Source organism: Streptomyces sp. NPDC048172 (assembly GCF_043202595.1).
Classification (GTDB): Bacteria; Actinomycetota; Actinomycetes; order Streptomycetales; family Streptomycetaceae; genus Streptomyces.
Window position 1 is genome coordinate 80,766 of record NZ_JBIDAT010000013.1, and the last position, 15,752, is coordinate 96,517.

Annotated in this window: 9 protein-coding genes; 7 read left to right on the forward strand and 2 right to left on the reverse strand. The window is 75.7% G+C overall.

Annotation, left to right across the window (positions count from 1 at the left end; genetic code table 11):
- Position 1: 1 nt before the first annotated feature.
- The 7 genes from ACGF3A_RS39960 to ACGF3A_RS39990 are packed head-to-tail and all read left to right on the forward strand — an operon-like array spanning position 2 to position 13,908.
- A complete protein-coding gene (locus ACGF3A_RS39960; protein ID WP_393735471.1) occupies positions 2-880 on the forward strand; it encodes a hypothetical protein in 879 nt (292 codons plus the stop codon).
- Positions 877-1,437 carry a hypothetical protein gene (locus ACGF3A_RS39965; protein ID WP_393735472.1) on the forward strand — a complete coding sequence of 187 codons (561 nt, stop codon included), beginning with the start codon at positions 877-879 and terminating at the stop codon, positions 1,435-1,437. Before ACGF3A_RS39960 ends, ACGF3A_RS39965 begins: the two co-directional genes overlap by 4 nt.
- Entirely contained in the window at positions 1,434-3,218 is a 1,785-nt protein-coding gene (locus tag ACGF3A_RS39970; protein WP_393735473.1) for a fatty acyl-AMP ligase, read from the forward strand. The genes ACGF3A_RS39965 and ACGF3A_RS39970 overlap by 4 nt, the downstream gene beginning before the upstream one ends.
- Positions 3,215-4,792 carry a type I polyketide synthase gene (locus ACGF3A_RS39975; RefSeq protein ID WP_393735474.1) on the forward strand — a complete coding sequence of 526 codons (1,578 nt, stop codon included), beginning with the start codon at positions 3,215-3,217 and terminating at the stop codon, positions 4,790-4,792. Before ACGF3A_RS39970 ends, ACGF3A_RS39975 begins: the two co-directional genes overlap by 4 nt.
- A gap of 28 nt (positions 4,793-4,820) precedes the next feature.
- Positions 4,821-5,669, forward strand: coding sequence for an LLM class F420-dependent oxidoreductase (locus tag ACGF3A_RS39980; protein ID WP_393735475.1), 849 nt, complete (start codon positions 4,821-4,823; stop codon positions 5,667-5,669).
- Positions 5,666-9,748 (forward strand): SDR family NAD(P)-dependent oxidoreductase, encoded by a 4,083-nt coding sequence (locus ACGF3A_RS39985; RefSeq protein WP_393735476.1) that lies wholly within the window; start codon positions 5,666-5,668, stop codon positions 9,746-9,748. The genes ACGF3A_RS39980 and ACGF3A_RS39985 overlap by 4 nt, the downstream gene beginning before the upstream one ends.
- The gene (locus tag ACGF3A_RS39990; RefSeq protein WP_393735477.1) at positions 9,745-13,908 is read left to right on the forward strand and encodes a type I polyketide synthase; all 4,164 of its coding nucleotides are present in this window, start codon (positions 9,745-9,747) and stop codon (positions 13,906-13,908) included. The genes ACGF3A_RS39985 and ACGF3A_RS39990 overlap by 4 nt, the downstream gene beginning before the upstream one ends.
- 29 nt (positions 13,909-13,937) lie before the next feature.
- On the opposite strand, the gene ACGF3A_RS39995 is transcribed toward ACGF3A_RS39990, so the two are convergent.
- Together ACGF3A_RS39995 and ACGF3A_RS40000 are read right to left on the reverse strand one after the other, a co-directional pair.
- On the reverse strand, positions 13,938-14,345 hold the full coding sequence (locus tag ACGF3A_RS39995; protein WP_393735478.1) for a BlaI/MecI/CopY family transcriptional regulator: 408 nt from the start codon (positions 14,343-14,345) through the stop codon (positions 13,938-13,940).
- Positions 14,346-14,376: 31 nt separating this feature from the next.
- Positions 14,377-15,732, reverse strand: coding sequence for a salicylate synthase (locus ACGF3A_RS40000; protein ID WP_393735479.1), 1,356 nt, complete (start codon positions 15,730-15,732; stop codon positions 14,377-14,379).
- Between the last annotated feature and the right edge of the window lie 20 nt (positions 15,733-15,752).

Genomic DNA, 15,752 nt, shown 5'->3' on the forward strand with positions numbered 1-15,752 from the left:
CATGACCGTCCCGAGCGAGTCGATCGACCAGGACGTCCCCGCCAGGGTCCTCGCCGACGTCCAGTTCGAGATCCCCTACAGCAGCGCGGCCTCGTACCACGAGTACTACGGATCCGGAGCCCCGCCGTGGCGGCTCGGCCGGGGCTGCGGATGGCAGACATTCGAGGTCGCGCGGCGGATCGCGCGCCACCACGGCGTCCGGCCCACCTTCCTCTACGCGGGCGGCCACGCCCCCGCGATGTACTTCGAGGACGGCGGGCTCACGCTCCTGGACCCCTATCTGCCGCACCTGGCCCCCCTGCGGCTGCGCCGTGCGGACGCCGTGGACGGCACGGTGAGCGCCGCGGTGGACGCCTACCCCCTCCGGACCCGCGCCGACGGCTCGGCCGCGCCGTCACGGCTGGCCGCCACCTGGTGGCTGCGGGACGGCGTGCTGCTGCTCGAATACGCCCGCTACAGCCCGCGCCGCGCGGCCACGGTCACCCACCGCGCGTTCACCTTCCACCTCGGCACGGAACTGCCCTTCTTCCCGGTGCCCGGCGGCTTCGCCCGCCGCATGCTCCTGGAGCCCATGCAGAACAACCTCTCACTGCGTGCCCTGCACCCCGGCGACCGGTGCCTGCGCGAACTGGTGCTGCCCTTCACCGGCCGCCCGCGCGCCGAACTGCGGGACCCGGCCTTCCTGATGACCAAGAACAACCAGGGGCAGGTCAGCCGGCGCGGCACCCCTGGGTACGACGAGGACCTGGCGGGGCTCGCCGACGCCGTACGGGCGACGCCCGAGGAGGTCACCGCCTTCGTGACGGACGCCGCCGCGATCTACGACCGCGTCGTGCCGCACACCCAGGAGTGGCCCGCCTATTCCGTGGAGGACGAGTGACCACCAGCTACTTCCTGGCCGGAGTCATGCAGGGTGCCCGCCGCGCCGTCGACGCCGCCGACCAGAGCTACCGGCCCGCGCTGCGCGCGCTCATCCACCGCCACGACCCGGGTGCCGTGGTCCACGACCCCCACGAACTCGTCCTCGCCCGGCACGGCGGCGGCCAGCGCGCCGCCCGTGACCGGCTCGCCGCGCTGGCCGGCCCACGCACGCTCGTCCGGGCGGAGCTCGACCGGCCCACGCGCCAACTGCTGGAGCTCTTCCACGAGATGGCCCGGCTCGCCGCCGCGAGCGACGTGTGCGTCGCCTGGCTCCCCGGCGACGAGCCCAGCATGGGCACCGCCGCCGAGATGTACGCCGCCTACGCGGCGGAACGCACCGTCGTCGCCATCACTCCCATGCGGCACAACGTGGCCGTCCTCGCCTGCTCGACGGTCATCGTCCCCGACCTCGACGCCTTCTCCGTCTGGCTGTCGCCGCACGCCGCCGGAGAACGGTCCCCGTACCCCCCGCGCTCCCAGCCGGAGGAGCCGAACCCGAAAGGCGCCCAGCCGTGAACACCATCACCACCCGCGCACTCGGCGCCGAGCTCGCCGTCCTCGAACAGCGGGGCCTGGCCGCCGCGTTCCGGGCACTGGCCGCGGCACGCCCCGAGGCACGTGCCATGACCTTCCTCGACCACACCACCTCGTGGGAGGGCGAGACCCTCCACCTCTCCCGGCGTGAACTCGACACCCGCGCCCGGATCCTCGCCGGCCGGCTGCTGGACCACGCCGTGCCCGGGGACCGCGTCGCCATCCTCTGCCCCAACGGGCCGGGGTACGTGGCGGCGTTCCTCGGCTGCCTGTACGCGGGACTGCTGCCCGTGCCCCTGCTCCCGCCCGATCTGCAGCGCCAGTCGGAACGGCTCGCCCCCACCCTGGCCGACGCCGCCCCCGGCGCCGTGATCACCCTGGAGGCGCACCGGGAGCCCGTGGAGGCGGCCCTCGCCGCCGTCACCGGGCCCGCCGCTCGTGCGCGTGTGCTGACCGCGGACGACCTGGGCGCCGCCCCGACGCCCGCGAGCGGCCCGCCGCCGGGGGCCGTGGAACCCGGCGCGACGGCCTACCTCCAGTACACCTCCGGCTCCACCCGTAAGCCCAACGGCGTGCAGGTCACCCACCGCAACATCGCCGTGTCCGTCGCCCAGCACGTCGACCGCCAGCGGATCGCGGAGGACTCCACGATCGTCAACTGGCTCCCGTTCTTCCACGACATGGGCCTGGTCTTCGCGCTCGTCCTGCCGCTGGCCGTGGGCATCCCCGCCGTCCAGCTGACGCCCCAGGCGTTCATCCAGCGCCCCGCACGCTGGCTGCGCCAGTTCGGCACGTACGGCGGCACGCACGCGATGATCCCGAACTTCGCCCTGGACGTGTGCGTCGACGCCGTGCCCGAGGGCGAGCGCGCGGGCGTCGACCTGTCCACGGTGCGCTACCTCGGCAACGCCTCCGAGCCCGTCCGCGCCGCCTCCCTCTCCCGCTTCACCCGGGTCTACGCGCCGCACGGTTTTCGGCACACCGCCCACTCGCCCTGCTGGGGCCTGGCCGAGGCCACACTCATCGTGACCGGTGACGGGGCCGAGATGCCGCCGGTCGTCATGGGGTTCGACCGCGAGGCGCTCGCGGACGGGCGGGTGGTGCCCTGCCCCGAGACGGAGCCGGACGCGCGCCGTCTCGTCGGCTGCGGAGCGCCCTTCCAGGGCCAGCGGGTGCGCGTCGTCCACCCCGGAACGGATGCCCCCGCCCCCTCGGGCACCGTCGGGGAGCTGTGGGTGTCCGGTGAGAACGTGTGCGACGGCTACTGGCTCCACGACGGGAGCGACCCCACCTTCCAGGGCACCCTCGACGGCGGCGGGCGCTGGCTGCGCACCGGAGATCTGGGCTTCGTCCACGACGGCCAGATCTTCATCGCGGGCCGGGCCAAGGACGTCCTCATCGTCGACGGCCGCAACCACCACGCCATCGACATCGAGGTGACGGTGGAACAGGTCAGCCCGGCCGTGCGTCGCGGACACATCGCTGCCTTCGCCGTGGAGACGGGCGAGAGCGAACTCGCCGTCGCGGTTGTGGAACTGCGTCCGGAGGCCGAGGCGGTGACGGACACGGAGGCGCTGCGCGCCGCGGTGCGCGCGGCCGTCGCCGAGGCCCATGACGTCGAGCTGTACGACATCGCGCTCGTCAGCCGCGCCACCATCCCCAAGACCTCCAGCGGCAAGCTGCGCCGCCGGATCTGCCGCGACCTCTACGTCCGGGGCGAGCTGGCCGCGCAGGCCGTCGCCCGCGACAGGGCGCCGCGATGAGCGCGCTGCGCCACTGGCTCACCGAGCAGCTCGCCGAGCGGTGCGCGCTGCCGCCCGGACAGATCGACATCGACCGGCCGTTCCGCGAGTACGGGCTGCGCTCGCGGGAGGCCACCGCGCTCTCCGGCCGCCTCGCGGCACACCTCGGGCGGCCGCTGGCCCCCACGCTCCTGTGGCAGCACCCCACCGTGCGCCGCCTCGCCGCGCACCTGGAGGAGGTGGCCGACGATGGCCTGGAGGGGACGGAGGGCGGCCCAAGCCCTTCCGGCCCCGCCGAGGGCGGGCACGGCGGCGGCGCGATGCCGCTCGCCGTCGTCGGCGCGGGCTGCCGGCTGCCCGGCGGCCTCGGCAGCCCCGCCGCCCTGTGGGAGTTCCTCCGCGACGGCGGCGACGCCGTCTCCGAACTCCCCTCCGGGCGCTGGGAGGAGTACCGCGGCGCGTCCCCCGCGCACGCCTCCGTGCTCGATCGCACCACCGCTGTCGGGGGATTCCTCGACGACGTCGGCGCCTTCGACGCGGACTTCTTCGGGATACCGCCGGGCGAGTGCGCCGAGATGGACCCGCAGCAGAAGCTCTTCCTGGAGGTCGCCTGGGAGGCGCTGGAGCACGCGGGGATCCCGACCGAGCACCTCGCGGGCACCTCCTGCGGGGTGTTCGTGGGCGCCAGCGGCGACGACTTCGCGCGCCGCCGCATGGAGGCCCTCGGCGACATCAGCGGCTGGACCCTCCAGGGAAGCGCCCTGAGCGTCATCGCCAACCGGCTCTCGTATCTCCTGGATCTGAACGGCCCCAGCCTCACCGTCGACACGGCGTGCTCCTCCTCCCTCGTGGCCGTCCACCTCGCGGCACAGAGCCTGCGTACCGGCGAGAGCGACCTCGCGATCGTCGGCGGCGTCAACGTCCTGCTCTCGCCCGGCGGCACGGTCTACGCCGACCAGGCCGAGGCGTCCTCGCCCACCGGGCGCTGCCGCCCCTTCGACGCCGCGGCCGACGGGATCGTGCGCGCCGAGGGCTGCGTGGCGCTCGTCCTCAAGCCCTACGCCGAGGCGCTGCGCTCCGGCGACCGCGTCCTCGCCCTGCTGCACGGCTCCGCCGTCAACCAGGACGGCCGTTCCAACGGACTGACCGCACCCAGCCCATCCGCGCAGGAGGCCCTGCTGCGCAGGGCCTGGCACGCGGCCGGAACCGACCCCGCCCGGCTCGGCTACGTGGAGGCGCACGGCACGGGCACGCGCCTGGGCGACCCCATCGAGGCCGGAGCGCTGGGCCGGGCGCGTGGCCCCGCGCCCCGGCCGCTGCGTATCGGCTCCGTCAAGGCGAACTTCGGGCACCTGGAGGCCGCCGCCGGCCTCGCCGGGACGCTCAAGTGCGTCCTCGCCCTGCACCACGGCCGGCTGCCGCCCACCCCGCACCACCACCGCGCCCACCCGGACATCGACTTCACCGGTCTCGGGCTGGACGTCGTCGCCCGCCTCACCCGGTGGGACGCCCCACAGGGCCGCCGCCTCGCGGGCGTCAGCTCGTTCGGCATCGGCGGCACCAACGCGCACGCCGTCCTGTCCGACGCGCCGTGACCCGAACCCCGACCGATCCGAGGTGCACATGAAGTTCGGACTGCTCTGCGTCATCACAGACTTCTCCTACGACCCGGTCTCCCTCGGCCAGGAAGCGGAGGAACGGGGCTTCGAGTCGCTGTTCGTACCCGAGCACACGCACATGCCCGCACGTATCGAGACCCCGCGCCCGGACGGCGGCGCCGTCGTCCCCGAGGCCCTTCAGGGGCTCGACCCCTTCACCGCGCTGGCCGCCGTCGCCGCCACCACCGAGACGCTGCTGATCGGCACCGGCATCTGCGAGGTCCCCGTACGGGACCCGCTGATCCTGGCCAAACAGGTCGCCAGCCTCGATGTCCTCTCCCAGGGCCGGTTCCTCTTCGGCGTCGGCACCGGATGGGTCACCGAAGAGCTCCTCAACCACGGCGTCGACCCCGCCACCCGCGCCTCCCGGCTCGTCGAGCACCTGGAGGCCATGCGTGCCGTGTGGACCCGGCACGAGGCGGCGTACGCCGGACGCTTCGTCAAGTTCGACCCCGTGGTGTCGCTGCCGAAGCCCGTGCAGCGCCCGCACCCGCCCCTGCTCATCGGGCTCACCGGGCGGCGCGCGCTCGACCGGGTCCTGGAGACCGGCGGCGAATGGATGCCGATGTACAGCATCGAGGGGGCGGGGCTGGGCGAGCGCATCGACCAGCTCAACGCCCGCGCGGCCGACGCCGGACGGCCACCCGTACCGGTCACGGCGGTCGAGGTGCCGCCCGAGGAGGAGGCCGTCGCCCGCTGCGTCGAAGCGGGCGTCAGCCGCTGCGTGTTCACCCTGCCGCCCGGTGAACGCGAGGACGTGCTCCCCCTGCTGGACTGGTACACCGAACTGATCGAGCAGGCGGACTCCCTGTGACCGCCCCCGCGGATCCCGAGCCGCTGCTCTTCCCCCTCTCCTGCCGCTCCCCGCGCGGCCTCGCCGCGAAGGCCGCGGCCCTGGCGGAGTGGCTGAGCGGCCCCGGCGCCGAGGTGCCGCTGTCCGACCTCGCCCATACTCTCGCCCGCCGCCGCTCCCACCACCCCGTCCGGGAGGCCGTGCACGCCCACGACCCCGGTACGCTCGTACGCGCCCTGCGGAGCCTCGCCGACCGGGCGGGCAGCCGTACGGCGGTGGGCCCCTGCACGCCGGGCGTCGTCTTCGTCTTCTCCGGATACGGCTCCCACTGGAACGGGATGGGCCGCGCCCTCCTGCGGGAACCCGCCTTCGCCGAGGTCGTCGGCGACCTCGGGCCCGTGCTCGACGGGCCCTGCGGCGGTTCGCTGCGCGAGGCGCTCACCGGGGCCGACCTGGCACAGGCCGAGGCCCCGCTGCTCCAGCCCCTCCTCTTCGCCACGCAGCTCGGCCTCGCGGCCGTCTGGCAGGCCCGGGGGCTGCGCCCCGACGCCGTGCTGGGCCAGTCGATGGGCGAGCTGGCCGCCGCCGTCGTCAGCGGCGCGATGGACCGGCACGAAGCCGCCCGCGCCGTGACCACCCGTGCCCGGGTCATGCAGCGGCGCATGTTCGGCCATGGCACGACGGCCGTCGTCGACCTGCCGCCCGGTGAGACCGAACGGCGGCTGCGCGCCCACCCGGAGGTGGAGATCGCGGTCCACAGCTCCACACGTTCCTGCGTGGTGGCCGGGCCCGCCGCGCCCGTCGACACCTTCCTCACCGCCTGCGAGGCCGAGGACATCGCCACCTACCCCGTGCGCGGCGGCCACGCGCCGGGCCACAGCAGCCTGGCGCAGCGCGCCGTGCCGGACCTGCTCCGGGCACTCGACGGAATCGGCGGCGAACCCCCGTCCCTGCCCTTCTACAGCACGGCACTGGCCGACCCCCGGGAGGTCCCGGACTTCGACGCCGCCTACTGGACGGCCAACGTGCGCAACCCCGTCCGGCTGCTGGACGCCGTGAACGCCGCCCTGGAGGACGGCATGCGGGTCTTCGTGGAGGTCGCCCCGCACACCGTCGCCGCACGCCCGCTGACGGACACCCTGGCCGACAGCGGGATTCCCGACACCCTCGTCCTGGCGTCCCTGCGCAAGGACGCGCCGGACACCTCGGCCCTCCGGGACGGCGTGGCCCGCGCCTACGCGCACGGCTGCGCCCTGGACTGGGCACGCCTGTACCCCTCGGGCCGGCTCGCGGACGTACCCACCACCGTCTGGCACCACGCCGCCGGTCCTTCCCCGTCACCTGTCACCGCCCCGGCCGCGACCGCCGTGTCGCAGGACGCCGGTACGCACCCCCTGCTCGGCGTCCACATCCATCTGCCGGGCGAGCCCGAGCGGCATCTGTGGCAGCAGACGCTCGACACCGCGCGGCTCCCCTGGCTGGCCGACCACCGGATCGGGGATCTGCCCCTGCTCTCGGCGACCAGCTACTGCGAGATGGCCCTCGCCGCGGGAAGGACCGCGCTGGGCACGCCGGTACGGGAACTCGCGCTGCGGGACGCCGAGTTCCGCAGAATGCTGCCACTCGCAGCCCCCGTCACGCTCACCACGGCGCTCACCGTCACGGAGGACGGCGCCGACATCGAGTTCAGCACGCATCAGCGCGGGGCGACGGTGCTGCACGCCACGGCCCACCTGACGGTTCCGGGACCCCGCCCCGTGTCCGCACCGCCCACTCGGACCCGCACGGACGGGGAGGCCCCCACGCGCACCGCGACCGCCGTCTACGACCGGTTGAGCGCGGCGGGACTGCGCCACGGCCCGGCCTTCGCCGCCCTGACCGGGCTCACCCTGCCCGCCGCGGCGGACGGCGATGACGAGGAGGACGCCGGGGGAGGCGACGGCGGGGGCACGGCCCGCAGCCGGGTCCGCCGGCCCGACGGGCTGCCGCGCGACGCGCGGATGCACGCGCACCCCGCGCTGCTCGACGCCTGTCTGCACGGCCTCGCCGCCGCGCTGGTGGAGGAGACCGGCGGCCTGTGCGTACCGGCGCGCATCGGCGGACTCCGCCTCCACGCCGACCTGCCCGCCTCCCTCGCCTGCGCGGCCCGGCTCCGGCCCCACCCGGCGGGGCGGGCCGCCGACATCGAGGTCGGCGACGAGAGCGGACGGCTCGTGGCCGAGCTGCGCGACGTCGTCCTGCAACGCCTGGACGAGGACGCGCTGCCGGTCACGGCCGACGGTCTGCTCCACGAAGTGACGTACGTGGCCGCGCCGTTGCCCCCGCCCCCGGCGGACCGGGCAGTGGCCCGCACCTGGCTGATCGCGGAGGGAGCGGATGACGGCTTCGCCGCGAGCCTGGCCGCGGAGCTGGAGCGGCGTGGCGCGACGGCCGAGACGCTCGCCCTCGCCGACCTGGCGGAGTGGACCGGGCGTGCCGGGCCCTCGGCGCCGCCGGTGGACGGGGTCGTCCTGCTGGGCTGGTCCACGGATCCCGTGGACGACGGCCTCCCCTCGCCGCGGGAGGACGACGGGCGGCGCTGGGCGTCCTTCCTCGGTGCCGCGCGTGCCGCCGCGCGGCACCCCCGGCAGCCCGAACCGCCCAGGCTGTACGCCGTCACCCGGGCGACGGAACCGGCGGACGCGGAGCCCGACCTCGCCCAGGCCGGGCTGCCGGGCCTGTTCCGCTCCCTGCGCGCCGAGGTCCCCGAGCTCCGCCCCACGCTCGTCGACCTCGACCAGGACGCGGGCCCCGTCCGGCTGGCCGACGAGCTCTGCTCGGGGGCCGATCACGCGGAGGTCGTGCTGCGCGGCGCCACCCGCCGTCTCGCCCGGGTGACCCCCGTGGAGCCGGGCGCCCGCCCCGTCGCCCCCTCCACGGGCCCCCTCGTACGGCCCGACGGCGGCTATGTCATCACCGGCGGTACGGGCGGCCTCGGCCTGGCCACGGCGCGCTGGCTCGCCGCGCACGGTGCCCGTCACCTCGTGCTCAACGGTCGCTCGGCGCCCGGCCCTGAGGCCCGGGAAGTCATCGGCGCGCTCACGGCGGACGGCACGCACGTCGAGGTCGTCCAGGGGGACCTCGCCGAACCCGGCGTCGCCGAACGGCTCATGGACGCGGTCACCGCACGCGGCGCGGCGGTGCGCGGCATCGTCCACGCGGCGGGGCTCACCGACGACGCCCTCGTCTCCGGCATGGACGCCGCCAGGACCGCCCGCGTGTGGCGGCCCAAGGTCACCGGCGCCTGGCGTCTCCACCTGGCCTCTGCGGGCCACCAGCCGGACTGGTGGATCGGCTACTCCTCCAGCGCGGGGCTCCTGGGCTCGCCCGGCCAGACGAACTACGCGGCCGCCAACACCGCCCTGGACGCCCTCGCCCTGTGGCGCCGTGCCCGGGGGCTGCCCGCGCTCGCCGTCGACTGGGGCCCCTGGGCCGAGACGGGCGGCGCCAGCGGCCGGAGGGTGACCGGCATGGACAAGATCCGGCCGCGCGAGGCGTTCGCAGCGCTGGAAGAGCTGCTGGCCCAGGGCCGTACCCAGGCCGGAGTGCTGCGCCTGGCCCCCGACTTCGCCCTCGTCTCACCGCACGCCACGGCCTCCTCGTACCTGGCCCCGGCGCTGCCCCGGGGCAGCGAGGACGCGGAGCTGTCGCCCGAGGCGCTCGCCCTGCTCGGCCCCGAGGCGCTGCGGCGCACGGTCGGCGACCGGCTCGCCCATCGCGCCCGTCCCCTGCTCGGCGGGCAGCACGAACGGCTCCCCGAGCGCGAGGCGCTGGTCCACCTCGGGCTCGACTCCCTGGCCGCCGTCCGCATCAAGAACGCCGTACGGGACGACTTCGGCACCGAGATCCCCGTCACCCGGCTCCTCCAGGGGGCGACCCTCGCGGATCTGACGGACGAGATCACCGCCCGGCTCACACCCCCTACGTCCGCCACCACGACCGCCACCACGACCGGAACCGCGCGGAACGGCGCCGACGACGGAACCGCTCGCGCGCAGACCCGGTCCCGGTCCCGTCGTACGCGTACCGCGCAGCAGGCGAGAAGGAGAAAGCCGCAGTGAACCCCGGAGAGCACGAGCACAGTTCCCAGGACGGTACCGACGCCCAGGAGGCCGTCGCCGTCGTGGGCATGGCTGGAAGATTTCCCATGGCCCCCACCGTGCGGGACTTCTGGGAGAACCTGCGCGACGGCCGCGAGTGCCTGGAGACGCTCGGCGAGGAGGAGCTCCGCCGCCAGGGGGTCCCGTCGTCCGTCCTGACCGACCCCTCCTACATCCCCCGGGCCGGGACCCTCACCGGCATCGAGGACTTCGACGCCGGCTTCTTCGGCTTCGCACCCAGCCTCGCGGCCACCATGGACCCCCAGCAGCGGCTACTGCTGGAGTGCTCCTGGCACGCCCTGGAGGACGCCGCGTGCGACCCGTACCGCCACGAGGGCGCCATCGGCGTCTTCCTCTCGGGATCGGCCTGCGGCTACTACCCGTACCACGTGCTCTCCCAGCAGGACCTGCCCGCCTTCCTGGGCGCCGGGAGCTCCTCGGCGCAGATGAGCGCCTGGTCGGCGAACGACGTCAACTTCTACGCGACCCGTGTCGCGCACGCCTTCGACCTGCACGGCCCCGCACTGAGCGTGCAGACCGCCTGCTCCAGCGCCCTCGTCTCCGTGCACCTGGCCTGCCAGAGCCTGCTGTGCGGCGAGTCGGACATGGCTCTGGCGGGCGGCATATCGGTCAAGGTGCCCCACCGGGTCGGCTACGTACGCGACCTGGACTCTGTGATGTCCCCGGACGGCCACTGCCGCCCGTTCGACGCCCAGGCGGGGGGCACGGTCTTCACCAGCGGCGGAGGAGTCGTCGTGCTCAAACGGCTCGACGACGCGCTGCGCGACGGCGACCCCGTACGGGCCGTCATCCGCGGCTCGGCCGTCAACAACGACGGCTCGCTGAAGATGGGTTATACGGCGCCCAGCGTCCAGATGCAGGCCGAGGTCGTCAAGGAGGCGCTCGCGCTCGCCGGCACCGACCCCCGCACCATCGGCTACGTGGAGGCCCACGGCACCGGCACAGCGCTCGGGGACCCGGTCGAGGTCGCCGCGCTGCGCGCGGCGTTCGGGCAGCACGAGGAGTCCGGCTGGTGCGCCCTGGGCTCGGTGAAGGGCAACGTCGGCCACTGCGAGACGGCGGCGGGCGTCGTCGGCCTCATCAAGACGGTCCTCTGCCTGGAGAACCGGACCCTGGTCCCCACGCTCCACTTCACGGAGCCGCACCCCGAGCTCCAGCTCAAGGACAGCCCGTTCCGCGTGCAGGACCGCCGCACCCCCTGGCCGGAGGGCGAGGGCGGCACACCCCGCCGGGCGTGCGTCACCTCCCTCGGCGCGGGCGGCACCAACGCGCACGTCGTCCTCGAAGAGGCCCCCGCCCGCCCCGACGCGCCCCTCCCGCCGGGGCCCCAGGTGCTCACGCTCAGCGCCCGCACGGCGGAAGCCCTCCGCGAGGCGCGCACCCGGCTGGCCGCGCATCTGCGGGAGCGGCCCGGCGCCGATCTGGCCGCGGTGTCCTCGACGCTGTCCCGCGGCCGACGCGCCTTCGGCCACCGGCACACGCTGCTCGCGTACGACGCCCGGCAGGCGGCGGAGGCGCTCGACCGGCCCCTCGCGGACGCGGAGGCCGTACGTGTGGCGACGGCGGCCGGGGACGCGCCGCCGCCCGTGCTGCTGCTGTTCCCCGCCGCGCCGAAGGGCGGTCCAGGGCTGCCGCCCGAGGGTTTCCGGGCGCTGTGCGAGGCGGAGCCCGTCTTCGCCCGCCACCTGGAGGAGGCCGCCGGGGCGGCCGGGGAGCGGCTGGGCGTGGACCTGTTCGCCCGCCTCCTCGACCCCGGGGCGGATGCCGCCGAGGACGACGGCTGTGGCCCCGCGCTGGTGTTCTGCGCGCAGTACGCGTGCGCGCACGGGCTCTCCGCGTGGGGCGTCTCCCCGTCGGCCGTCGCCGGTCGGGGGGTCGGCGAGGTGACGGCCGCCTGCCTCGCGGGGGTCGTCGGTCTGGAGGACGCCGCCGCGCTGGTGGCTCGCTGTCCGATCGGGGCCGGGGCCGGGGCCGGGGCCGGGGCCGAGGGTGAGGGCGGGCCCGCGCCCGTGCTCGCGCCGCCGGGCTCCCTCCCGTTCCTCTCCGCGGCCCACGGCGGCTGGCTGAACGGGGCGCCCGCCGACCCTGACTGGTGGCTGCCGGACGAGGAGCACGACCAGCGGGGCTGGGCGAAGATCCTGGGCGCGGTCCCTGAGACCGAGCGTCATCTCCTGCTCGAAGCGGGGCCGGGGCGGGCCGTGCGGGTGCTGCCCGGTTCCGCGGAGGGCGAGGACGAGGGGGCGGAGGACGAGGACGCCGTCCCGGCCCTCGACCGCTTCCGGCGCGCGCTGGGGAGGTTGTGGGAGCAGGGCGTCGACGTGGACTGGTCGCCGCTCCACCTGGGACGCGTCCCCTGCGCGTTGCCCGGCTACCCCTTCCAGCGTGCGCGCCACTGGGTGGAGTCCGCCTACGCGGCGGGCGGGCGGCACGAGGCCGCCGCATCGCAGGCCGCCGGACAGGGCGGGAGCCCCGAGGCCGGGAGCCCCGAGGCCCAGCTGGCGGGCCTGTGGGCACAGACCCTCGGGATCACCAGCCCCGACCCGCGGGCCAACTTCTTCACCCTGGGCGGCGATTCGGTCATGGCGGCCCAGATGTCGGGCCGGGCACGCTCGGCCGGGCTGCGCTTCAGCCCTCGTACCGTCCTGCAGAACCCCACGCTCGAAGCGCTCACCCGCGCCGTCACCGGCGGAGAGGTCCAGGGCGCGGAAGCGAGCGCCACCGCGGGTCCTGCGGACGGAGGGACGGCCGCTCCTTCGGCCCCCTCGGGGCCCGCGCTCGTGGAGCTGCCCCTCACCCCTCCCCAGCTCGATCTGCTCGCCGACGCGGCGGCCGTTCCCGGGCTCGACGTCCCCCTTGTCCTCCGCCTCGACGCGGCGGCCGGCGCCGATCACGTACGCCGGGCCCTGCACACGGTCCTTGAGGCCCACGACGCGCTCCGGGTCCGGCTGTCCGTACGCGCGGGACTGTGGGAGACCTGGCTGCCCGACCGGCCCGGTCCGCCGGACGAGATCCTGACGTTCGCTCAGGGGCCGGAGGCGGCGGAGCCCTCCGGGGACGAACTGGCGGCCGCCGCGCGCGCGGCGTACGGCGAGCGTGCCGGGGACGGCGCGCGTGCCGGGGACGGCGCGCGTGCCGGGCTCGAAGCGGTGCTGCTCGACGCCCCGGACGGCGCGCCGCGCCACCTGGTGCTCGCGCCGCACGCCGCGCTGGCCGACCGCACCACCCAGCGGCTGCTCGTCAAGCACCTGACCACCGCGCTGCGCTGGGCACTCGCGGACCGTACGAACGCGCTGCCGCCCGCACCCACCAGCTGGGCGCGGTGGGCCGGGACGACCACCCGGCTGGACCTGGACACGCTCGCCGGGGAGAGCGCGTACTGGCTGGACGTCCTGCGCCGTGCCCCCGGCACGCCTCCGGTGCGGGACGGGCAGGGGAGGGGCCCCGCGCGGCGCGCCCGGCTGACCCTGGACGCCACCCTGACCTCGCGCCTGCGGACGGCGGGAGGCCCACGCCGCCCGCGAGCCGCCACGGTGCTCCTGGCCGCCCTGGCGGGGGCGCTGGCCGCGCACGCGGAGCAGGACGGTGCGCTCGTCGAGGTCCTGGGCAGCGCCCGTACGGAGAAGATCCCCGGTATGGATCTCGACCAGGCCCTCGGCTGCTTCACGGCCGGACACCCGGTCCTCCTCCCCAGCCTCGGCGCCGGTGGAGTGGCGGACGTGGAGGCCGCGGCGGACGCTCTGGCGGACGTCCCGTTCCACGGCCTCCACTACGGCACGCTGCGGCACTTCCACCCGCCGACCGCGGTGGCGCTGAGCCGCCTTCCCGCGGCCCGCACGACCTTCACCGACCAGGGCACCCGCGCCCTCACGGCGGCGAGCGGGCACGCCCTGCTCGTCCCGGTGCCGGTGGAGGGCGAGCCGCTGGGCGAACCCGCGCTCGCCCGTGGCCAGTTCCTCGACGTACGGGCCGTGCGGGAGGACGGCCGCGTCCACCTCGACTGGTGGTACGACCCCCGCCGGTACACGGAGGAGGCGGTGCGCGCGCTCGGCGAGCACACCGCCGAGCTCCTCCGCTCCCTCACGCGCACGGGCCGGAGCTGACCGCTCCGGCCCTGCTCGGAGGGGAGTTCCTAGCCGCACCAGCCCGATCGGCCCGGCGCGGCGTCCGCCGCCGGCCCGCTTCCCTCCCACCGGGGGGAGGCGGGCCCGGCCACGGCGGTCGCCAGTTGCGCCCACAGCGCCGGATCGGCGCGGGCCTGCGCCACGAAGTGCTCCACCGCGTCGGCCCCGTAGTGCGCGAACACCTTCCGCACCGCCAGGCCCACCTCACCCCGGCAGGTCGCCTGGTAGAGGAAGAGGCGCCCGCTGCGCTCCCGCGCCGCGGCGCCCGCCTCCACCAGGCGCCGCAGCACGGTGAGGACGGTGGTGTACGCGAGCCGGTGCTCCTGCTCCTGGTTCAGCCGCTCCTGGATCTCCCGCCCCTGGAGGGGTCGGTCGGCCGACGACAGCAGATCGAGCACCCTCACCTGCAATGACATGCCCGTCTCCTCCCATGCCCCCGGGGGCGTCTCAGGACGCCGTCTCCACGGCGGGGACCAGAGTGCGCGAGACGCTGCGCAGCTTCTCGCAGGTCTCCTCGAACTCCCGCTCGGGGCGCGAGTCCCCGACGATCCCGGCGCCTGCCCGCAGCCAGGTCCTGCCGCCGCTGCGGAAGACGGTGCGCAGCACCAGTGCCGCGTCCATGGCCCCGTCGTGGCCGACGGTGAGCACCGCGCCGCTGTAGAGGCCGCGCGGATCGGGCTCCAGCCGCCGGATCGTTTCGTAGGCCGCGGACTTGGGGACCCCGGAGGCCGTCACGGCCGGGAAGACGGCGGCCAGCGCCGCCCAGGGCCCCTCCCCGTGGGTCCGCAGTTCGCCGGTGATCCGTGAGGCCAGGTGCTGCACGCTGCCGCGTTCCCTGACCGTCATGAACTCCTCGGCGCGTACGGAGCCCGCTCGGCACAGGGCGGTCAGCTCGTCCCAGGCGACCTGGACCGATATCGCGTGCTCGTAGACCTCCTTGGCGTCCGCGAGCAGTTCCGCGCGCCGGGCCGCGTCACCGTCCGCGTCGCCGGTCAGCGCGCGGGTGCCGGCCAGCGGCTGGGTGGACACCCGCCCCTCGGGCGTCACCTCGACCACCGTCTCGGGGCTGAAGCCGGCGGCCTCCGTGCCGCGCAGCCGCAGCAGGAAGGAGCGCGCGGGGGAGTTGGCCGCCCGGCCCGCCAGATACGTCGCGGGCAGGTCGATCTCCGCGCCGACGGGGACGGTGCGGGAGAGGATGACCTTGCGCAGCTGCCCCTCCTGGATCGCCGAGACGGCCTGGGACACCGCGCTCCGGTAGGCCGACAGTCCGCTGTGGCCCGGGTCGAGATCGACCGGGACGGCGCGGTGCGGCCCGGTCCGCGGGTCGGTCCGGGGCTGTGCCAGCGTGGTCCGCAGGGCCTGCTCCGTCGCCGCGTCCGGGCAACATCGGATCTCGGCGCCGCCGTGCGTGAGGGCCACCTCCGCCTCGGGGACCACGAGATGCAGCAGCGGCCCGTGCTCCCCGGGGGCGGCTCCGGCCAGGGCGTACGCCATCTCGAAGGCGACCCAGCCGTAGGCGCGCCACCGGTCCATCGGGAGCTGGGCGAGCAGTTCGCGCACCGCGGACAGCGGATCGGCGCGCCAGGCCCGGACCACCTCGGTGCCGCCGTGCCGCAGGGTCGCGCTGCCGGCCTCGACGGTGACCGAGGCCGCGACGCCGCCCGCGTACCACCAGGTGCCCTCGCGCTCGTAGACCACGTACTGCTCGTAGGGGCCCGAACGGGCCAGCCGGGCCGCGGCGGTCGCGGGCGAGCCGGTGAAGGCGGCGTGCGGAACGGGCCGGGAGACGGGAGCTGCGGGCATGACGGACGTCCTTTCGTACG

Excerpts from the sequence above, each read along its gene's own strand:
- ACGF3A_RS39960 (WP_393735471.1), top strand. The coding sequence starts at position 2 with ATGACCGTCCCGAGCGAGTCGATCGACCAGGACGTCCCCGCCAGGGTC.
- ACGF3A_RS39975 (WP_393735474.1), top strand. The coding sequence starts at position 3,215 with ATGAGCGCGCTGCGCCACTGGCTCACCGAGCAGCTCGCCGAGCGGTGC.
- ACGF3A_RS39980 (WP_393735475.1), top strand. The coding sequence starts at position 4,821 with ATGAAGTTCGGACTGCTCTGCGTCATCACAGACTTCTCCTACGACCCG.
- ACGF3A_RS39995 (WP_393735478.1), bottom strand. The coding sequence starts at position 14,345 with ATGTCATTGCAGGTGAGGGTGCTCGATCTGCTGTCGTCGGCCGACCGA.
- ACGF3A_RS40000 (WP_393735479.1), bottom strand. The coding sequence starts at position 15,732 with ATGCCCGCAGCTCCCGTCTCCCGGCCCGTTCCGCACGCCGCCTTCACC.